At 34.7% G+C, this 17,422-nt stretch carries 17 protein-coding genes; 8 read left to right on the top strand and 9 right to left on the bottom strand.

All coding sequences use genetic code 11. The features are described from left to right. Window positions 1-77 precede the first annotated feature (77 nt). Window positions 78-506 carry an RNA-binding S4 domain-containing protein gene (locus HL290_RS03635; protein WP_045431059.1) on the bottom strand — a complete coding sequence of 143 codons (429 nt, stop codon included), beginning with the start codon at window positions 504-506 and terminating at the stop codon, window positions 78-80. Further along, the gene (locus HL290_RS03640) at window positions 490-1,176 is read right to left on the bottom strand and encodes an HAD-IA family hydrolase (protein ID WP_198495619.1); all 687 of its coding nucleotides are present in this window, start codon (window positions 1,174-1,176) and stop codon (window positions 490-492) included. The genes HL290_RS03635 and HL290_RS03640 overlap by 17 nt, the downstream gene beginning before the upstream one ends. Before the next feature lie 397 nt (window positions 1,177-1,573). Here HL290_RS03640 and HL290_RS03645 point away from each other — a divergent pair, with 397 nt between their 5' ends. Next, the gene (locus HL290_RS03645; protein ID WP_045431062.1) at window positions 1,574-1,867 is read left to right on the top strand and encodes a hypothetical protein; all 294 of its coding nucleotides are present in this window, start codon (window positions 1,574-1,576) and stop codon (window positions 1,865-1,867) included. Between the two features lie 47 nt (window positions 1,868-1,914). On the opposite strand, the gene HL290_RS03650 is transcribed toward HL290_RS03645, so the two are convergent. Both HL290_RS03650 and gigD read right to left on the bottom strand, forming a co-directional pair. Beyond that, window positions 1,915-2,451 (bottom strand): GNAT family N-acetyltransferase, encoded by a 537-nt coding sequence (locus HL290_RS03650; RefSeq protein WP_198495620.1) that lies wholly within the window; start codon window positions 2,449-2,451, stop codon window positions 1,915-1,917. Between the two features lie 41 nt (window positions 2,452-2,492). After that, complete coding sequence (gene gigD / locus HL290_RS03655; protein WP_017392227.1) at window positions 2,493-2,942, bottom strand: Lrp/AsnC family transcriptional regulator GigD; 450 nt, start codon at window positions 2,940-2,942, stop codon at window positions 2,493-2,495. 145 nt (window positions 2,943-3,087) lie between these two features. On the opposite strand from gigD, the gene kynU reads away from it, so the two are divergent. The 6 genes from kynU (at window position 3,088) to HL290_RS03680 (ending at window position 9,051) form a co-directional block, all read left to right on the top strand. Beyond that, the gene (gene kynU, locus HL290_RS03660; protein WP_198495621.1) at window positions 3,088-4,338 is read left to right on the top strand and encodes a kynureninase; all 1,251 of its coding nucleotides are present in this window, start codon (window positions 3,088-3,090) and stop codon (window positions 4,336-4,338) included. A gap of 40 nt (window positions 4,339-4,378) precedes the next feature. After that, window positions 4,379-5,785, top strand: a complete 1,407-nt coding sequence (locus HL290_RS03665) for an amino acid permease (protein WP_198495622.1) — start codon at window positions 4,379-4,381, stop codon at window positions 5,783-5,785. Window positions 5,786-5,792: 7 nt separating this feature from the next. Beyond that, window positions 5,793-6,539, top strand: a complete 747-nt coding sequence (locus HL290_RS03670; RefSeq protein WP_198495623.1) for an alpha/beta hydrolase — start codon at window positions 5,793-5,795, stop codon at window positions 6,537-6,539. Between the two features lie 530 nt (window positions 6,540-7,069). Next, window positions 7,070-7,348: a DUF6527 family protein gene (locus HL290_RS03675; RefSeq protein ID WP_198495624.1), complete on the top strand. Its 279-nt coding sequence runs from the start codon at window positions 7,070-7,072 to the stop codon at window positions 7,346-7,348. Between the two features lie 162 nt (window positions 7,349-7,510). Further along, complete coding sequence (locus tag HL290_RS18585) at window positions 7,511-7,624, top strand: hypothetical protein (protein ID WP_227602185.1); 114 nt, start codon at window positions 7,511-7,513, stop codon at window positions 7,622-7,624. A gap of 248 nt (window positions 7,625-7,872) precedes the next feature. Next, window positions 7,873-9,051, top strand: coding sequence for a S8 family peptidase (locus HL290_RS03680; RefSeq protein WP_198495625.1), 1,179 nt, complete (start codon window positions 7,873-7,875; stop codon window positions 9,049-9,051). A gap of 46 nt (window positions 9,052-9,097) precedes the next feature. On the opposite strand, the gene HL290_RS03685 is transcribed toward HL290_RS03680, so the two are convergent. Continuing rightward, window positions 9,098-10,552 (bottom strand): SulP family inorganic anion transporter, encoded by a 1,455-nt coding sequence (locus HL290_RS03685; RefSeq protein ID WP_198495626.1) that lies wholly within the window; start codon window positions 10,550-10,552, stop codon window positions 9,098-9,100. 612 nt (window positions 10,553-11,164) lie between these two features. Between HL290_RS03685 and HL290_RS03690 the strand changes: the two genes are divergently transcribed. Beyond that, window positions 11,165-12,607 carry a glucose/sorbosone family PQQ-dependent dehydrogenase gene (locus tag HL290_RS03690; RefSeq protein ID WP_198495627.1) on the top strand — a complete coding sequence of 481 codons (1,443 nt, stop codon included), beginning with the start codon at window positions 11,165-11,167 and terminating at the stop codon, window positions 12,605-12,607. Window positions 12,608-12,664: 57 nt separating this feature from the next. On the opposite strand, the gene HL290_RS03695 is transcribed toward HL290_RS03690, so the two are convergent. The 4 genes from HL290_RS03695 to HL290_RS03710 all read right to left on the bottom strand — a co-directional run bounded on the left by HL290_RS03695 (window position 12,665) and on the right by HL290_RS03710 (window position 16,819). Then, on the bottom strand, window positions 12,665-13,108 hold the full coding sequence (locus HL290_RS03695; RefSeq protein WP_005040033.1) for a universal stress protein: 444 nt from the start codon (window positions 13,106-13,108) through the stop codon (window positions 12,665-12,667). A 140-nt stretch (window positions 13,109-13,248) separates the two neighbouring features. Further along, window positions 13,249-15,345 carry an EAL domain-containing protein gene (locus tag HL290_RS03700; RefSeq protein WP_198495628.1) on the bottom strand — a complete coding sequence of 699 codons (2,097 nt, stop codon included), beginning with the start codon at window positions 15,343-15,345 and terminating at the stop codon, window positions 13,249-13,251. Between the two features lie 596 nt (window positions 15,346-15,941). After that, window positions 15,942-16,157, bottom strand: coding sequence for a hypothetical protein (locus HL290_RS03705; protein ID WP_003652142.1), 216 nt, complete (start codon window positions 16,155-16,157; stop codon window positions 15,942-15,944). 197 nt (window positions 16,158-16,354) lie between these two features. Continuing rightward, complete coding sequence (locus HL290_RS03710; RefSeq protein WP_002121027.1) at window positions 16,355-16,819, bottom strand: MarR family winged helix-turn-helix transcriptional regulator; 465 nt, start codon at window positions 16,817-16,819, stop codon at window positions 16,355-16,357. Window positions 16,820-17,422 lie beyond the last annotated feature (603 nt).

The raw sequence follows: 17,422 nt of genomic DNA on the forward strand, positions 1-17,422 counted from the left end.
TCACTAGGTTAATAGTGACAGATTTTTTCTATAGCTTCTATGTGTTGTATGTGTGTGTGCGACACAACTCGACGTTTTTATTCATCATCGTATGACCAATTTTGATCATTCTCCTGTTTAAACCGAATAATTTGTCGACGATCCTTTTTACCCGGTCTATGGTCAGGTCGAGCTAGATTATGCAATTTTCGTTGGGATGCAATCAACTCCCGTCTAGCAATACTCACTTCGGTTTCTTCATAAAGTTGCTGTGCAACTGGCGCTGGGCCACGTGTATTAGAAAGCGCTTTTATCACAACAGTTTTTTTATCAAACCCTTGCTGAATAATAAGCTCCATTCCCACTCGAATTTCTTTGGAAACTTTTACACGTTCATTGTTGTGATGTACTTTACCTCCTTCGATTGCTGCTTTAGCAATTGAACGAGTTTTAAAAAAACGAGCAACCCATAACCATTTGTCAACACGCATGGTTTCTACAGCATCGTCTTCACGCAATTTTGACATCGTTATCCTTTCTATCAATTTGATTCAATATAGACAGCAACTCTGTAAGTCGATCTAGTGCTTTATATTCTAGTTCCTGATGCTGTCTTATAACATTTAGACTTGAGGGCTGTGAGATAGTAAACAAGTGTTTAATACCAAATTTTTCTGCTGTTTTTAACACGGGAGTCGTATCGTCAATAAAAATTGTTTCATCTGGATTGAAGGAGTGTAATCGTTGGAGTTCTTTCCAAAAATTAATATCTTCTTTTGCATAACCTATTTGTTCGCTTGATATGATTACATCAAAAAAATGTTCGATTGCAATATTATCGAGTTTTAAGCGTAAGCTAGGGCGGTCAGCATTAGTCACTAGCCAACAGGCGTATCCTAGTTCTTTAAGTTGCTGTAGAAGTTCAAGACAGCCCGAGCGAGCTTGGATTTTAGATTGAAATTCTTGTTGTAAGTTGAGTACATCAACGCCTACTGTTTTTGTCCAATAGGTTGATGAATACCAAACAAGAGTGTGCCGATGTGATTGATAAAACTGATATAGCTTTTTTTTACTCTCGGCGAGGGGAATTTGATGTATTTGCGCATGTCTCATCGGGAGACATTCATTCCAAATGAAGTCATCAAAAGCTAAGTCTAATAGCGTACCATCCATGTCAAACATTATGATTTTAGACATATTTTTAAATATCTCCAAAATCATTCAAAGCAAACTTTTTAAGACACATCTACCATATATCCTTTTAAAATCATAAATTAATTCAAAGCTCCATCCATTAATTTTTCTAAAAATTGTATAGATTAATGGTATGGATAGGGAAGATAAATGGTTTGAAATTATAACGCGGAAGTTTGCAAAACAAAAAATAATAATGAAACAGTTTAGTAGAAAATTCTTCCTTTATTTAGAGTAAAACAATAGTCAGCATCTTCTAAATTAGAAATCCAAATGATTATCTAATCGTTTTCTCTAATTATAGTTACATACGATACTTTTTGATAAACAATATATAAATTGAAGAGTACTCAATTAGCGCTATATTGAAAATTATCCTAATAAGAATTTAGAGAAAGCAATGAAAATTGGATTTATTGGTGGAACCAATGACGGTATCGTAATCAATGCTGCCGATGGCCTCGATACTTATAAGCTTGAATGGCACTACAAAGCAGAAAAACACTGTGAATCGCAACCTACACTAGGGCTTAGTGGACCAGAGTATGATTATTACAACTTATTAATTCTAAGAAAAAATAAAGAGGCCAAACTCTTTTACGTACTGACTACAATGGAAAAAGAAGAAATAGCAAATAAAATCCATGAATATTGGGAACAGTCTACTTCTGTTGGGTATGATTTCGATGAGTAAGCATTTTTAAATTTTTAGTTGTCTAAAGGCGTAAGTTTTAACTTTAATCATAAATTGAATGAAAAGTTAGTGATTTCATATAGCACATGCGCTTTTAATTCATGATGGAGGGGTACTTTGGGATGATCAAAGTTTTTAACTTTTTGCATTCCTATCCGCTCCATTACAGCTTGAGAAGGTGTATTAAGAGTAGCTGTGAACGAAACGATCTTATCTAAATTAAGTATATTAAAACCATAGTCTAAAACGGCTTTTGCTCCTTCGGTAGCATAACCTTGTTTCCAGAATTCTTTTGCAAGTCTCCAACCAATTTCGACACATGGAGAAAAATCAAATTGCTCAGGTTGGTTGTGTAAACCAATAAACCCGATAAATTGATGGCTTTCCTTTAATTCTACTGCCCAAAAGCCCCAACCATTTTCATCAATGAGACGTGAAATTTTCTGGATTAAGTTAAGACTTTCTTGAGGTGTTAGGAGGCTTGGGAAGAATTGCATGACGTCTTGATCTAGGCCCATTTTGATAAAAGGTTCAAAGTCACTTTCTTTCCATTGTCTTAGGATTAGACGTTCAGTTTCAATCATAGAAAAACTCTTTAATAAACGATAACTTTTTTATAAGAAGGTTAAAGCGGTTTCTGCACAATCTTCTGTAAAATGATTTTGGAATTAATACTGACGACACCTTTAATTTTGTTTAAGGTATTAATGACAAAATGGGAAAACGAATTTAAATCTTTAGTCGCAACGTGCAAAACATAATTAGATTCGCCTGTAATAATATAAGCATTAATGACTTCATCAAAATTTTTGATCTGACTTAAAAAAAAGTTGTGATCGTTTTCGGTTAATTGTGCAAGTTTAATTTCGACAATTGCCTCAATTTTTATGCCTAATTTTTCATAATTAACTTTTGCCTGATATTTTTCAATTACTCCATTTGCCTCTAAAATTTTAACGCGTCGATGACAAGCCGATGCTGAAAGATTAACGAGATCGGCGAGTTCCTGGTTACTTAACCGCGCGTTATCTTGCAAATGCTTTAAGATTTTTAGATCGATTGCATCTACATTCATTTTAGAATTTCATCCGGATTTTTTAATTATATTTAGAATTTTATACGAAAATTAAAGATTTTAATCAAATATTATCGAATAAATCATAAGAATTGCCATGATAAAATTCAAAAACAAAGGAAATGTTGAAATAGGTGAAATAACAATGATTACTCATGAACAGTGTCTCTATTGGGATCAGGAAGATGAACTCAAAAAATTTAAAGAGGAATTTGCGCTTCCAAAAGAAGTGATTTATTTAGATGGTAATTCTTTAGGTGCGAGACCGAAGAAATCATTAGATGTCGCTCAGCATATTATTTCCCAAGAATGGGGAGAGGACTTAATTAATAGCTGGAACAAAGCAGATTGGTGGGGTTTACCTACTCGACTTGGCGATAAAGTAGCTAAACTTGTTGGTGCAGAGCAGGGTGAAGTTGTTATTTCTGACTCTACTACTCTGAACTTATTTAAAGTTCTATCAGCTGCGGTAAAAATTCAAGCCGAAAAATTTCCAGAACGTAAAATTATTGTGGCGGAAAAAGATGCTTTCCCAACAGACATTTATATTATTGAGGGTTTCATTGATTTAATTCACCAAGGTTATCAAGTTGAATTGATTGATGGCGTAGATGATTTATCACGGGTATTAGAAAAGCACGTAGCAGTAGTTGTACTTTCTCATGTGAATTATCGGACCGGATATTTCTATGATATGGCATCTATTAATCAACAAATTCACTCTAAAGATACTTTGATTATTTGGGATTTATGCCACTCAGTTGGTGCAGTTCCTATGGATCTAAACCAGAGTAATAGTGATTTTGCGATTGGATGTACTTATAAATATTTAAATGGTGGCCCAGGTTCTCCTGCTTTGTTATGGGTAAATCAAAAGCATCGTGACCAGTTTTGGCAACCTTTATCGGGTTGGTGGAGTCACAAGAAGCCATTCGATATGGCACAGCATTATGAGCCAGCTAATAGTATTCGTCGTTACTTATGTGGAACTCAGCCCATCATTTCTATGAGTTTGATTGAGTGTGGTGTCGATATTTTCTTGCAAGTGGATATGCAAAAAATACGCGAGAAATCTCTTAAATTGACCGATTTATTTATCCAACTTGTCGAACAAGAATGTGGTCAGTTTGGTTTTGAACTCATTACACCTTTGACTCATCAATATCGTGGTAGCCATGTGAGTTATCGCCACGAATATGGCTATGAAATTATTCAGGCACTCATTACTCGAGGCGTGATCGGTGATTACCGAGAGCCAGAAGTATTACGTTTTGGAATTACTCCCCTATATCTAGGTTTTGAAGATGTTTGGAATGCTGTACAGCATCTTAAGCAAATTATGCTGAATAACGAATGGAAAAATGAGCGTTATCTGGTTAGAGGCGAAGTGACCTGATATTCAGGAAATCAAAATCAGCAAAAGGCTAGGAGGGCCTATGAGTAGCTTTGACGAAATACAAAATAGAGAAGCGGGCTTACATAAGAAATTATCCGCAAAACAAATGGGAATGATTGCAATTGGTGGAGCGATTGGTACAGGACTGTTTATGGGAAGCAAGTTTGCAATCAGCTTTGCTGGCCCAGCAGTCATTGTAAGCTATGCCATTGGTGGTTTAATTGCATTTGCTATCATGGCTTGTTTAGCTGAAATGACAGTTCAGCATCCCACTTCAGGTTCCTTTGGAGCCTATGCAGAACATTATATTAGTCCACTTGCCGGGTTTTTAGTCCGTTATTGCTATTGGGCATGCATTGTATTAGCTGTGGGCACAGAAATCACAGCAGTTGCTGACTATATGAAATTATGGTTCCCACATGTTGGTTCTTGGATCTGGATTGCTTTTTTTTCAATGACCTTGCTGGTAGTAAATGCATATAGTGTTAAGGCTTTTGGATTGGTTGAATATTGGTTTTCGACCATTAAAGTTTTTGCCATTATTGTATTTATTCTTTTGTCTATTGGCATCTTGACTCAAAGTCATGAAGGAACTGGGCAAGTCATTTCCAATTTAACTGAACATGGTGGCTTTTTCCCCCACGGCTTTAGTGGAGTCTGGATTGGGGTCATTATTTCAATATTTAGCTATTTAAGTATCGAAATGATTGCTGTTGCGGCAGGTGAGGCTAAAGATCCAGAACAAGCTGTTAAAACAGCCTTTAAAAGTACGGCTATTCGGTTAATCCTGTTTTACTTATTGTCTTTATTTTTAATTGTGGCGCTTGTTCCATGGACAGATTTAATTGGTTCTGAGGCGACTAGTCCTTTTGTAATGGTAATGAAGATTGTAGGTATTCCATATGCAGACAGTATTTTAAATTTCATTGTAATTGTCGCAGCTCTATCGGCTATGAACAGTATGCTCTATATCTCAACACGTATGTTGTTTAGCTTGTCACGAGCTGGTGATGCACCAAAACTCTTTGGGCGTATTAGTAGTAATGGGGTGCCAGTTAACGCACTACTCTTGTCTGCAGTTGGTATTGGTATTGCGAGCATTGTTTATACGATTAATCCTGCTTCGGCTTTCCCGATTATGATTGCACTGTCCATGTTTGGAGCATTGTTTACGTGGGGCAGCATCTTTGTTATCCACATGTTTTTTAGAAGAAATATGGCGCAACAAGGCTTGCAGTTAAAGTTTAAAGTTCCTGCTAGTCGGTTAATTTCTTGGTTGGGATTAATTGCAATTTTAAGTATCACCGTTACGACTTGGTTTACTAACGAATTTAAGTCAACTTTACAATTTGGTGTTCCTCTAATTATCGTTCTTACTTTTTTCTATTATTTAAAACGCTCATCAGCCAAGCTCTCTTTAAGTGCCCATGAAGAATCATTAAAGTGAGAAAAGCATGAGAGAATATGATAATGCCACGACAGTGCCTAATGAAGATGAGATACTGACTGACTTTCAGCTAAGAAGCTTGGTGAGCTATCAAAAATATAGGCATATCAGAGATATTCAATATGGTGTTCACCCCAGATCTACGTTGGATTTATTTCCTGTAGAACAGGCGAATAAAACCATTATTTTTATCCATGGTGGATATTGGCAGTGGTGTGAGAAATCAGATTTTGCATTTATCGTGCCTCATGTTTTAGCGCAAGGTGTCCAATATATTTTGTTGGAATATGATTTGGCGCCACAGAGTAAAATTGCAGATATTGTGGCTCAAGTTTATGAAGCGCTCGATTTTATTGCAAAGCAAGAGTGGATAACTGATGAGGTTATTTTGGTTGGTCACTCAGCTGGAGCACATCTCGGCGCATTAGTTGTAGGCCATCCGCTCATATCTGAGATGATCTTATTAAGTGGAATTTATGATTTAGAGCCAATACAAAAGACTCATTTAAATCATGCACTGAATTTGACAAAAGAAGATATTTTGAAATATAGCCCAATTCATCATAAAGAGCGGATTGATATCCCGTGCAAAATTTTATGTGGAGAACTTGAACTCGAAGAATTGAAATGGCAAAGCCAAAACTATTTTGAAAGTAAAAAAGATCAAGAACAGGGGGTAGTATCTTTTACACTTATTACTCACATTAATCATTATACGATTTTAGAGTATTATTTTAGGCATATATTAAGTTAAGTATTTGAAAAATAATATATGCAATATTGTTTTATAAAATTCTTAACCTAAGCCGATCATAAGATAAATGTGAGATAAATCACAACTTACCCTGATTTTTACACAAAGTGTGAGTTGTTCTTGACCTGAATATAGAACTTAATTAGATTAAAAATATAGTGCTTTCTCACTAAGCGACAAAATGTTTAGCTGTTGTTTAGATGAGTTTTTAAGTCCGTAGCTTCCCAAGATACGGACTTTTTTATTTTTTAATTAAAAGTAAAATATAATAGTTTTTTATTCTAATTTTAGAACTTATTTAGAATCTATGGATTTTAAATGTGTGCTTATAAAATCATTTCATAATAAAATTTATGTAAAATATAATTAAAAAAATCTTCATCAATCTGTAATATCTCTTGGTTAAAGTAAAAGCAGAAAAACAAAAAAGAGAAAACTATAACGAATAATTAAATAATAGGTAGTGTTCTTACGTGGATAGATTTAGTCGGCTCATATGGGTTGGCTTTTTTATTTAAAAAGGAGCCTTTATGAAAGTACAATATTTTGAAGGTGGGATGTATGTACATATGTGTCCGGCTTGTGGGCATTTCCACTATATTCCGGTAGAGCACCCCTTTTCTAATGGAAATCAGTGGTTCTTTAACGGTAGCCTTGAAAAACCAACATTTAATCCGAGCATAAGTATCATTGGGTGTTGTCATTATCTTATAGAAGAAGGTTTTATTGAATACTCTCTTAATTGTAAACATCATTTAGCGGGACAAAAATTGGAATTGCCTGAACTAAAAATCAAGAATAATTTATAATTGGATAATATATTTATTTTTATTTGTCTTTTTTTGAAGTAATATTTTTTTACGTATTTGATACTGAACCTTTATAGTTAAAAAAATTGTAAATCTCTTCTAGTTGCTGCTTTATTTAAAGTCTGAAATAATTTTTATAAATAATTGTTTTATTATGTGTTTATGGATATCTGGAAATTTTTGCGAAGTTTTAATACAGTTGGTACCTATCTTGCAATTTCTATTTTTATATTATTGGTAATGATTATATATTTTTATATTATAGTTCCTTCTTGAAGTTTTATAGGTAAGAATAATAATTAATCTTTAAACGCAAACCTATAATTCTCTAATTTTTAGAATTGGTTCACGTTTTTGATCGAAAAAAGATACTAGCGTTGTATAAAACAAAGTTTTATGAAAATATGATTTAGTTTTGATACATGGGAGTTCAAGCAAAATTTCTTTCCAAAAAATAATTCTTAAATATAACGACAGTACAGATCATAACAACGATGTATGAATAAAAGATATGGAGATTTTTCATGAAGTTTTGCCAAGTATCGGCTGCTTTCTTAACATTGGCCGCCGTCCATCTAGTCCATGCAGCCCCAAACACAACAAGTTCTTTACTAGATTCTTCTCAAGCAAAGGGAATTATTAAAAATCAATACATTGTTATTCTTAATAAAGATGCTGGACCATCTATAGATTTTGCCCAAAATATTGCTAAGCAACATGGTGCCAAGGTCTTACAGTCGTATGACACTGTACTTAAGGGTTTCGCAATTTATTTACCCGATACAGCGGCTACTGCTTTTGTCGAAGCAATGAAAAAAAATCCGCAAGTACTTTCTATAGAAAACGATACAGTCATGAAAATTGATGCCACTACTCAGAGTAATCCGGATTGGGGACTAGATCGTATTGACCAAAAAGCTTTACCTTTAAATTCTGCTTATTCATATTTACAGACGGGTTCTGGTACGACAGCTTATATTGTTGATACAGGTATATTGTCTAGCCATCAACAATTTTCTGGGCGGGTATTAAGCGGGTATACCGCAATATCGGATGGGAATGGTACAACTGACTGTAATGGGCATGGTACACATGTCGCAGGAACGGTTGGCGGCAGTACTTATGGTGTTGCTAAGAATGTAAATTTGGTTCCAATCCGGATTTTAGGATGTGATGGCTCTGGTGCATCTAGTAATGTGATTGCTGGTTTAGATTGGATATTAAAAAATGGTAAAAAACCGGCTGTTGTGAATATGTCATTAGGTGGGGATGCGAGTACCTCTTTAGATAGTGCAGTTGAAAATTTATTTAATAATGGTTATGTCATGGTCGTGGCTGCTGGAAACTCAAATACTGATGCTTGCAGTGCCTCACCAGCAAGAGTAAATAAAGCACTTACAGTTGCTGCTACAGATAATACTGATACGCGAGCCAGCTATTCTAATTATGGAAGCTGTGTTGACATCTTTGCACCAGGAAGCCAAATTAATTCTTCTTGGATAGGCAGTAATACGGCTACTAAAGTTCTAAATGGAACATCGATGGCTACGCCACATGTTGCAGGTGTCGTTGCTGAAATGCTGCAAAGTACACCCACTGCGACGCCACAAACCATCTCTACTAATCTTTTAAATCAAGCAAGTAGCAATGTGGTAAAAAATCCATCTGGTAGTCCAAATCGTTTGTTGTATAAATCTCCTTAATAAAAAATTTAATCTGTAGATCGTAAAAGGTCCCGAAGGACCTTTTTTAAATTTTAGCGTGAGTACCATATTTATCAATCATGATGGAACTGGCTTCATTTAAACCACGTACAGTAACTTTTATGCCATTTTTTTGAAATTTATTGATGGCCGAATCAAGCATTGCTACTGAAGTTACATCCCAAATATGTGAGTGTGTAAGATCAATAATGACTTCTTTTACATCTTCCTTAAAATTAAACCCTTGCATGAACTTTTCAGAAGAACTAAAAAATATTTGTCCTCTTAAATCATACAAACGCGTTTCACCTTCAAAGGATGTATTTACGTGAATATCATTTTCAAGTTTATTGGCTAAGAACAACGCTGAAAGTAAAACACCGGTTAATACGCCTAGCGCTAGGTTGTGTGTAGCCACAACAACAATGACAGTTGCAATCATAACGACATTGCTACTTTTAGGATTCGCTTTAAAGTGAATAAGCGACTTCCATTCAAAAGTACTGATTGATACCATAATCATGACTGCAACCAGAGCGGCCATAGGAATTACTTTTAGCCAATCACTTAAAAATACAACTAAAATCAGTAAAAATATGCCTGCACAAAAAGTAGATAAACGTGTGCGACCCCCAGATTTTACATTAATCATGGATTGACCAATCATGGCACAACCGGCCATTCCTCCCATAAAGCCTGAGGCAATATTGGCAATCCCTTGACCTTTACACTCTTGGAACTTATCGCTTGGAGTATCTGTCATTTCATCAACAATTGTTGCTGTCATCATCGATTCAAGTAAGCCGACAGCCGCAAGGGCTAATGAGTAGGGAAGAATAATAAGCAGTGTTTCTAAATTAAAAGGAATATCTGGAATTAAAAATATAGGTAGGGTATCTGGTAATGATCCCATATCACCCACTGTTCGAACATCAATACCTAAAAAAATGGCGAGTAGTGTAATGACGACAATACAAATAAGAGGGGAAGGAAAAAACTTTCCAATTTTGGGTACATAAGGGAATAGGTAAATAATTGCTAAACCAATTGCTACCAATAAGTAGACATGCCACTTCACGTTTACCAATTCTGGTAGTTGAGCCATAAAAATGAGTATGGCTAGGGCATTAACAAAACCAATAACGACTGATTTGGAAACAAAACGCATGAGTTTGGCGAGTTTGAAATATCCAGCTAAGATCTGTATGGCGCCAGTTAAAACAGTTGCTGCAAATAGATATTGAAGCCCATGCTCCTTTACAAGTGTAGTCATGACTAGAGCCATGGCACCTGTAGCTGCCGAAATCATAGCGGGACGACCGCCTACAAATGAGATAATGACTGCAATACAAAAAGACGCATATAACCCAACTTTCGGGTCTACACCCGCAATAATTGAAAATGCAATTGCTTCAGGAATTAAAGCAAGACCAACAACGAGACCGGAAAGAATATCTGCACGGACATTAGAGAACCATTGTTCTCGGACATTCGTTAACATGAGGGGGATAGCCTATAGTTCTAAATTTTGAAAAGGCTAGTGATGTGATATATCAACACAAACGACTACACCACATCACTAAACAGTGATGAGTTATTTACAATGGATAAGGGTAAATAAACTTAAGGTGGCGTAAGTGTCATGATGATAGAGAATTTGAGGCTTTAAAAAGTGGCCGAAGAATAGCATAAGTTTTTAAGGTTGACTAACCTGAGCTTAGGAAATTAGCATAGCAAAAACTTTATAATTGAATGTTTTTCATCATTGGGTTTATTAAATTGTTTTATGAGAGGACACTGATCTGCATTCATGGTTAATAGTGATATTGTGCTAACTTTAGAAGACCATTTCAAAAAACATTAAGATATAAAATTAATTGAGCGTGTATAAAAATAGATCAAAATTAGCTTTAAGTTACTCATCTTAAAAAGACTTTGTAAGAGTGTTTATCCATTTTTAATAGCTACTTTTATGCAACAGAGCCTTTCAGAAATTTAGATTTTAATAGATTCGTTATTCATCATAATACAAATCATATAGAGAACTCCTACAAACCCTTTATTAACGGTTTAAAAATTCTCGGAAAATTTTGACAATTTATAAGGTGGACATATGAATAAACATTTATTGGCTAAAATTACTTTATTAGGTGCTGCTCAGCTACTTACGCTCAATTCAGCATTTGCTGATGTCCCTCTTACTCCATCTCAATTTGCTAAAGCGAAAACAGAAAGCTTTGACAAGAAAGTTCTTCTATCTAATTTAAATAAGCCACATGCTTTGTTGTGGGGACCTGATAATCAAATTTGGTTAACGGAGCGGGCAACAGGTAAGATTCTAAGAGTTAACCCTGAATCAGGCAGTGTAAAAACAGTTTTTCAGGTTCCTGAGATTGTAAATGATGCTGATGGACAAAACGGTTTATTGGGTTTTGCCTTTCATCCTGACTTTAAAAATAATCCTTATATCTATGTTTCAGGTACATTTAAAAATCCGAAATCTACAGATAAAGAATTACCGAATCAAACTATTATCCGTCGATATACCTATAACAAAGCAACAGATACTCTTGAGAAACCAGTAGATTTATTAGCAGGATTACCTTCATCGAAAGACCATCAGTCGGGTCGTCTTGTGATTGGTCCAGACCAAAAGATTTACTATACGATTGGTGATCAGGGACGTAACCAGCTGGCTTATTTATTCTTGCCAAATCAAGCACAGCATACGCCGACTCAACAGGAACTGAGCGGCAAAGACTATCATACCTATATGGGTAAAGTATTACGCTTAAATCTGGATGGAAGTATTCCAAAAGATAATCCAAGCTTTAACGGTGTAATTAGCCATATTTATACGCTCGGTCATCGTAACCCACAGGGCTTGGCATTTACTCCAAATGGTAAACTGTTGCAATCTGAACAAGGTCCAAACTCTGACGATGAAATTAATCTGATTGTTAAAGGTGGTAACTATGGCTGGCCAAATGTAGCGGGTTATAAAGATGACAGTGGTTATGCCTATGCAAATTATTCGGCAGCAACCAATAAGTCACAAATTAAAGATTTAGGGCAAAATGGAGTAAAAGTAGCGGTAGGTGTACCTGTGATGAAAGAGTCTGAATGGACTGGTAAAAACTTTGTACCGCCGTTAAAAACTTTATATACCGTCCAAGATACCTATAACTATAATGACCCAACTTGTGGGGATATGACCTACATTTGCTGGCCAACAGTTGCGCCGTCATCTGCTTATGTCTATAAGGGAGGCAAAAAAGCAATTTCTGGTTGGGAAAATACATTATTGGTTCCATCTTTAAAGCGTGGCGTTATTTTCCGTATTAAGCTAGATCCAACTTACAGTACTACTTATGATGATGCTGTGCCGATGTTTAAGAGCAACAATCGTTATCGTGACGTGATTGCAAGTCCAGATGGGAATGTTTTATATGTATTGACTGATACTTCCGGAAATGTCCAAAAAGATGATGGTTCTGTAACGAATACATTAGAAAACCCAGGATATCTGATTAGATTTACATATAAAGCTCAGTAAAACAGGCTATTAAAAAACCGATCTTCATAAGATCGGTTTTTTTCAGCTTCAGAAAAACTATTCGGTTACGACTAATACCGGTAAATGAATTTCTCCTAAAAGAGCTTGAGTCACACTTCCTAAGAAGAACTTTTTAAACCCTTTTCGACCATGAGAACCAATGACTAACAAGTCTGCTTTGAGTTCGGTCGCTGCTTTAATAATTTCTGTGTGGATTGTTTGACCCTCAACAATTTTTGTCTCAACATAAATTCCATGTTGGCTAAATTGTTCTTTCGCTTGGTCTAAAATGCCCTGAATTGATGCTCTAGCTTTATTAAAATAATCCTGTGCTAATTCTGTACTATCAATGAATTCTACAGAAATGAAAGGATCTATCGTAAGCGCATATACTAGAGTCACTTTACTACCAAAGGCTTTAGCAAGTGCTGCTGCATGATTAACAGCAATGAGTGAAGTAGGAGAACCATCGACTGGAACCAAGATATGGTGATAACTCATATATTGCTCCTTATTGTCCTATGACAATGTATGGTGCCAAAACACCGATTTATTATCTTTATGCTTATATTATGAACAATTTTTAAAAATTTATTGTTTATTTTTAGTATGAATAGAGGCGAGAAAGTTTATTAAAGATTTTATCTTAAAGCATTGTAATGACTTTCTAGGTAGGGTTGATTCTGTTTGAGAATTGAAATGACTTGATTAGCGTCTATAGCGGACTCAAACAAGAATCCTTGACCTATACTATATCCAAATTGTCGAAGTAGTTCTTCTTGTTCTGGAGTTTCAATTCCTTCTGCAATGAGCCCCAGTGATAAATTTGGAGCGAGTAAACCAATTGCTTGGACAATCGCATAAATTGATGGGTCATGTTGCATCTTTTGTATAAAACTACAATCTACTTTTAAGCTGTCAATTGGATAATCGCGAATATGGGTGAGCGATGAAAAACCAGTACCAAAGTCGTCTAGTGCAATACTTACGCCATGCTGCTTTAATTTATTAAGTGCTCGGATCACATATTCTGAACCTCGATCGCCAAGCATATGTTCGGTGACTTCTACTTCAATATAATGTGTCGGTATTTGAAATTGATTGATCTTTTTCAAAAGCTTTTCAGCATAGTTGTCTCTTAAGAACTCAACTGGGGCAGCATTGAGCGAAACAGGAAGAGGTTTAATACCAAGATCTATCCATTTGGCGATGTCACGTAAAACTTGATGTTGCATAGTTTCACCGATCTTACTCGCTAAATTATAATCTTTAAAAGCCTCTGCAATTTGTGCAGGGTAACCTCTTTGAGCTGAAGTAGTATGCCATCGTAATAGAGCTTCAAAACCTACAACACGATGAGTTCTTAAATCTACTTTGGGTTGGTAGTAGGGCTGGATGGTATGATGACGAATAAGCTGACGTGCTAAATTGAGTTGAGAAGCAACTGTTTCGGTCATTTGCATCATGCATGGATCATACATGCGAATACCACCACGACCACGCGCTTTTAAGTCATGCAATGCCATATCTGCACAACTGAGTAAACCTGACTGGTCTACGGCATCTTGAGGATAAATTGCACAACCAATACTCATACCACCATTTAGCACATTACCTAAATAGGTGATAGGTTGATTTAACTGCTGAAGCAAAATGGCTGCTAGGTCACGTACATCATTTTCAGATTTGAGGTTATTAATAATAACTGCAAACTCATCTCCACCCAGTCGTGCAACAAAACATCTTTCATCATCAACACAATGACTAAACCGTTTGGATAAGACTTTTAAAAGATGATCGCCTGCGCTATGCCCTAAAGTGTCATTAATATGTTTAAAATGATCAAGATCAATTAATAGTAAACCCACACTTGTTTGACTATCTTTTGAATATGCAAGGGTTCGTTTAAGTTGAAATTTAAATGAGCGCCGATTACATAAACCGGTCAGGTCATCTCTTTCACTCATATTTCTGAGCTGATTTTCTGTCAAATGCTGTTGAGTAACGTTACGAGATACACAAAGTATTTGTCCGATTTCACCATTTTCCCGATGAATCGGGGTCAGCATATTATCCCAATATTCGGGGTCCTGATCTGGTAAACAGCTCATTCCAGCAAATCTGGCAACTTTGCCTTGAAGGGCTTTTTTTAAAGCAACGCGTCCACGTTTACGAATATGAGGTGGCAAAAGCTCAAGCCATTTCATTCCAAATTCTGTTTCATCAACAGGAACGCCTAAAGCGAGGCATCCTGATTTATTCATATGAGAAACTGTGCCATCAACATTTAATACTTTAATGCAATCAACACTGATGTCTAACATTTGATTTTGTATTTCAATATTCTTTTGCAAGTTTTGTTGTTCTTGAATATCGTGATCAATATCTAAAAAGCTGACATACCATTCACTGGCTAGAGAAGAGCCGCGATATTTGGAGGCTTGAATAGAAAGTTTGCACCATCTATATTGATTGCCACTTTGTAAAAGTCGGCATTTTAATTCTATTCTTTTTTGCAGGCGAATTGCTTCGAGCCATCTATTTTTGACTTCATCTAAATCGACAGGAGATATAAAATCTAACCATTGCTGAGGTAATGGAGAAAAAGTATCCTGCCAATATTCTGTACACTCTACATTGCAATATAATATCAAGCCATTTTCATCACTTACCCAAGTCGGTAGTGGAATTTGCTCAACAATAAAATGCTTTTGGGTGTTGTTCGACATTGAAGTCATAACATGCCTAGAAAGATTGTATGGGGTTAATCTATTTATAAGTCATTATTGTAATCTTTCTGTAGTAATCAAAACAGCAATAAATAAATTTCACCTGTCTTTTTTTTGAACTAAAATTGAGGTGTTAAATATATTATATACTTAATATTTAATTTATGTTTTTGTTATTTATTGATTTTTATCTGTATTAAGTTAAAAAAAGATTTATGCTTATTTTTGTAAAAAACTTATTAAAACAGAAACTTATAATTGTCTTTAGAAACCTATCTTAATAAAACTAATGAAAATAAATTATAAAATGATGAGAAGTAAATTGTGATGATTAAAATTTTAATAACTCAAATTTTAACCATAATATATAAAGAGGGGCAGGTTTAAAAATTCTAAATAAATACAATAACCACCATTAAGTTTACAAAAGTAATATAAAATAAAGGCTTATATTATCGTAAAATTCTTTTTATCAAGAAGGATATATATTTCCTTTTTGTGCATTTTATAGCCTACATTTTCCCCAAGATGTAGGTTTTTTTTATTCCTAATTTTTGATTTTATAATTTCAAACTATTAAAAATAAAAAAAGCCAAATGGCTTTTTTATACAGTTTCAGGTTTTTTCAACTCTTGTTGAATGTAAAGATTCATATAGTATTGTTCAATATAATCATCTGCATAGTTGTTTGCTAAGGTTTTGGTTGCCACTTGTTCATGTTTTAAATAGCAGTTTGATTCGAGGTCTTTTTCAAGTACCCACCATTGACGGTTAATACGGCGCACTTGAAACTTGTCACTTTTGTATTTTCTTTTAGCCATTTTCAAAAATTTGCTATTCAGTTATTGAAAGAGAATTTCTACTGGAGTTAAGAGCTCAAGTCAACAGATGTGAAGTTAATTGATTATTTTATGTAGGGTATTGTTTCTATCAATGCTTAAACGAGGCATTACAATAGAAAAAGCTCTCCTGACAGAGAGCTTAGTTATTGCTAACGAGTAAAACATCTATTCCATTTTTAACGAGAAAGATTTTTTAAAAGTAATTTTAAACTTTCCATCATTTTTTCTAATTGCAATGGAGTGATACCTTCGAATGATTGCTCGAGTACTACGCTGGTTAGATCATTAATCTTATTGATCATTTCGGTACCTTTTTCTGTAAGTACCACGCGGGTGATTCGACCATCGGTCTGACAAGAATAAGTTTCAACTAAACCTTCATCTTTTAAACGATAGACAATTTTAGTCGTCGTCGACATTTTTGAAATAATCATGTCTGAAAGTTCAGAAACACTCGCATGGGGCTTACTGCTTAAAGCCAACATAATGCGTCTACGTGAGTTATCTAAACCATATTTTTTTAAAGCATTATCAATATTTTGTACATACTGAGCATGTACTTGAGTAATCCAATAATATGGAAAATCTTCAAGAGTAAAAGATTCTGTTGTAGGTAAAAAACGCGCATACTTCTTTGTCATTGACTTTTCCCCATACCTTGGTGGATCGCATTTCTGGTGAACTATCTTTAATAGTTGAAAAATATAGTTTCATCAAGCAAGTTATATCAGGACTTTGCTTGCTGAGCAAAATTTATATAGCTAAATTTAACAATGACATGGTTTAGTTACGCTTGTCTTGATAAACATCCCTATACTTTGCACAAACTACAAATACTTTTCTTCTATAGTCAAAGTTTGTTGAAAATTAATGTGACTTGATAAGTCATAGCCATTAATTCCTTAAAATCTTTGAACAGATATACAAGATTGCATCTAGGCTTACTTGATCGTTAATTAAACGATATTGGCTTGCAAACGCATCGTAGAAAAAAAATTATGATTTGACCGTGGCATTGTACGAGATAGTTTTTGTCTCTAAAGTCATAACTATGAAAAATCAAGATATTCAAATAAAAAATATTTATAAATATCAGTATCTTAGTTTATTTTATTGTTGGTGGAATTTACCATACATTTAACATGAATCATCTATTATTTAGCAAAATAAAATGGGTTTGTTTAGTAACTTATTAATTTTTTTATATAAAATTAAAAAACTAGTTGAATGATTAGCGTTATAAA

The organism is Acinetobacter sp. AC1-2 (genome assembly GCF_016124155.1).
Lineage (GTDB): Bacteria > Pseudomonadota > Gammaproteobacteria > Pseudomonadales > Moraxellaceae > Acinetobacter > Acinetobacter calcoaceticus.

What these genes read in the sequence shown, in the direction of transcription:
- HL290_RS03635 (WP_045431059.1), bottom strand. Translation starts at nt 506, where the DNA reads ATGTCAAAATTGCGTGAAGACGATGCTGTAGAAACCATGCGTGTTGAC.
- HL290_RS03640 (WP_198495619.1), bottom strand. Translation starts at nt 1,176, where the DNA reads ATGTCTAAAATCATAATGTTTGACATGGATGGTACGCTATTAGACTTA.
- HL290_RS03645 (WP_045431062.1), top strand. Translation starts at nt 1,574, where the DNA reads ATGAAAATTGGATTTATTGGTGGAACCAATGACGGTATCGTAATCAAT.
- HL290_RS03650 (WP_198495620.1), bottom strand. Translation starts at nt 2,451, where the DNA reads ATGATTGAAACTGAACGTCTAATCCTAAGACAATGGAAAGAAAGTGAC.
- gigD (WP_017392227.1), bottom strand. Translation starts at nt 2,942, where the DNA reads ATGAATGTAGATGCAATCGATCTAAAAATCTTAAAGCATTTGCAAGAT.
- kynU (WP_198495621.1), top strand. Translation starts at nt 3,088, where the DNA reads ATGATTACTCATGAACAGTGTCTCTATTGGGATCAGGAAGATGAACTC.
- HL290_RS03665 (WP_198495622.1), top strand. Translation starts at nt 4,379, where the DNA reads ATGAGTAGCTTTGACGAAATACAAAATAGAGAAGCGGGCTTACATAAG.
- HL290_RS03670 (WP_198495623.1), top strand. Translation starts at nt 5,793, where the DNA reads ATGAGAGAATATGATAATGCCACGACAGTGCCTAATGAAGATGAGATA.
- HL290_RS03675 (WP_198495624.1), top strand. Translation starts at nt 7,070, where the DNA reads ATGAAAGTACAATATTTTGAAGGTGGGATGTATGTACATATGTGTCCG.
- HL290_RS18585 (WP_227602185.1), top strand. Translation starts at nt 7,511, where the DNA reads ATGGATATCTGGAAATTTTTGCGAAGTTTTAATACAGTTGGTACCTAT.
- HL290_RS03680 (WP_198495625.1), top strand. Translation starts at nt 7,873, where the DNA reads ATGAAGTTTTGCCAAGTATCGGCTGCTTTCTTAACATTGGCCGCCGTC.
- HL290_RS03685 (WP_198495626.1), bottom strand. Translation starts at nt 10,552, where the DNA reads ATGTTAACGAATGTCCGAGAACAATGGTTCTCTAATGTCCGTGCAGAT.
- HL290_RS03690 (WP_198495627.1), top strand. Translation starts at nt 11,165, where the DNA reads ATGAATAAACATTTATTGGCTAAAATTACTTTATTAGGTGCTGCTCAG.
- HL290_RS03695 (WP_005040033.1), bottom strand. Translation starts at nt 13,108, where the DNA reads ATGAGTTATCACCATATCTTGGTTCCAGTCGATGGTTCTCCTACTTCA.
- HL290_RS03700 (WP_198495628.1), bottom strand. Translation starts at nt 15,345, where the DNA reads ATGACTTCAATGTCGAACAACACCCAAAAGCATTTTATTGTTGAGCAA.
- HL290_RS03705 (WP_003652142.1), bottom strand. Translation starts at nt 16,157, where the DNA reads ATGGCTAAAAGAAAATACAAAAGTGACAAGTTTCAAGTGCGCCGTATT.
- HL290_RS03710 (WP_002121027.1), bottom strand. Translation starts at nt 16,819, where the DNA reads ATGACAAAGAAGTATGCGCGTTTTTTACCTACAACAGAATCTTTTACT.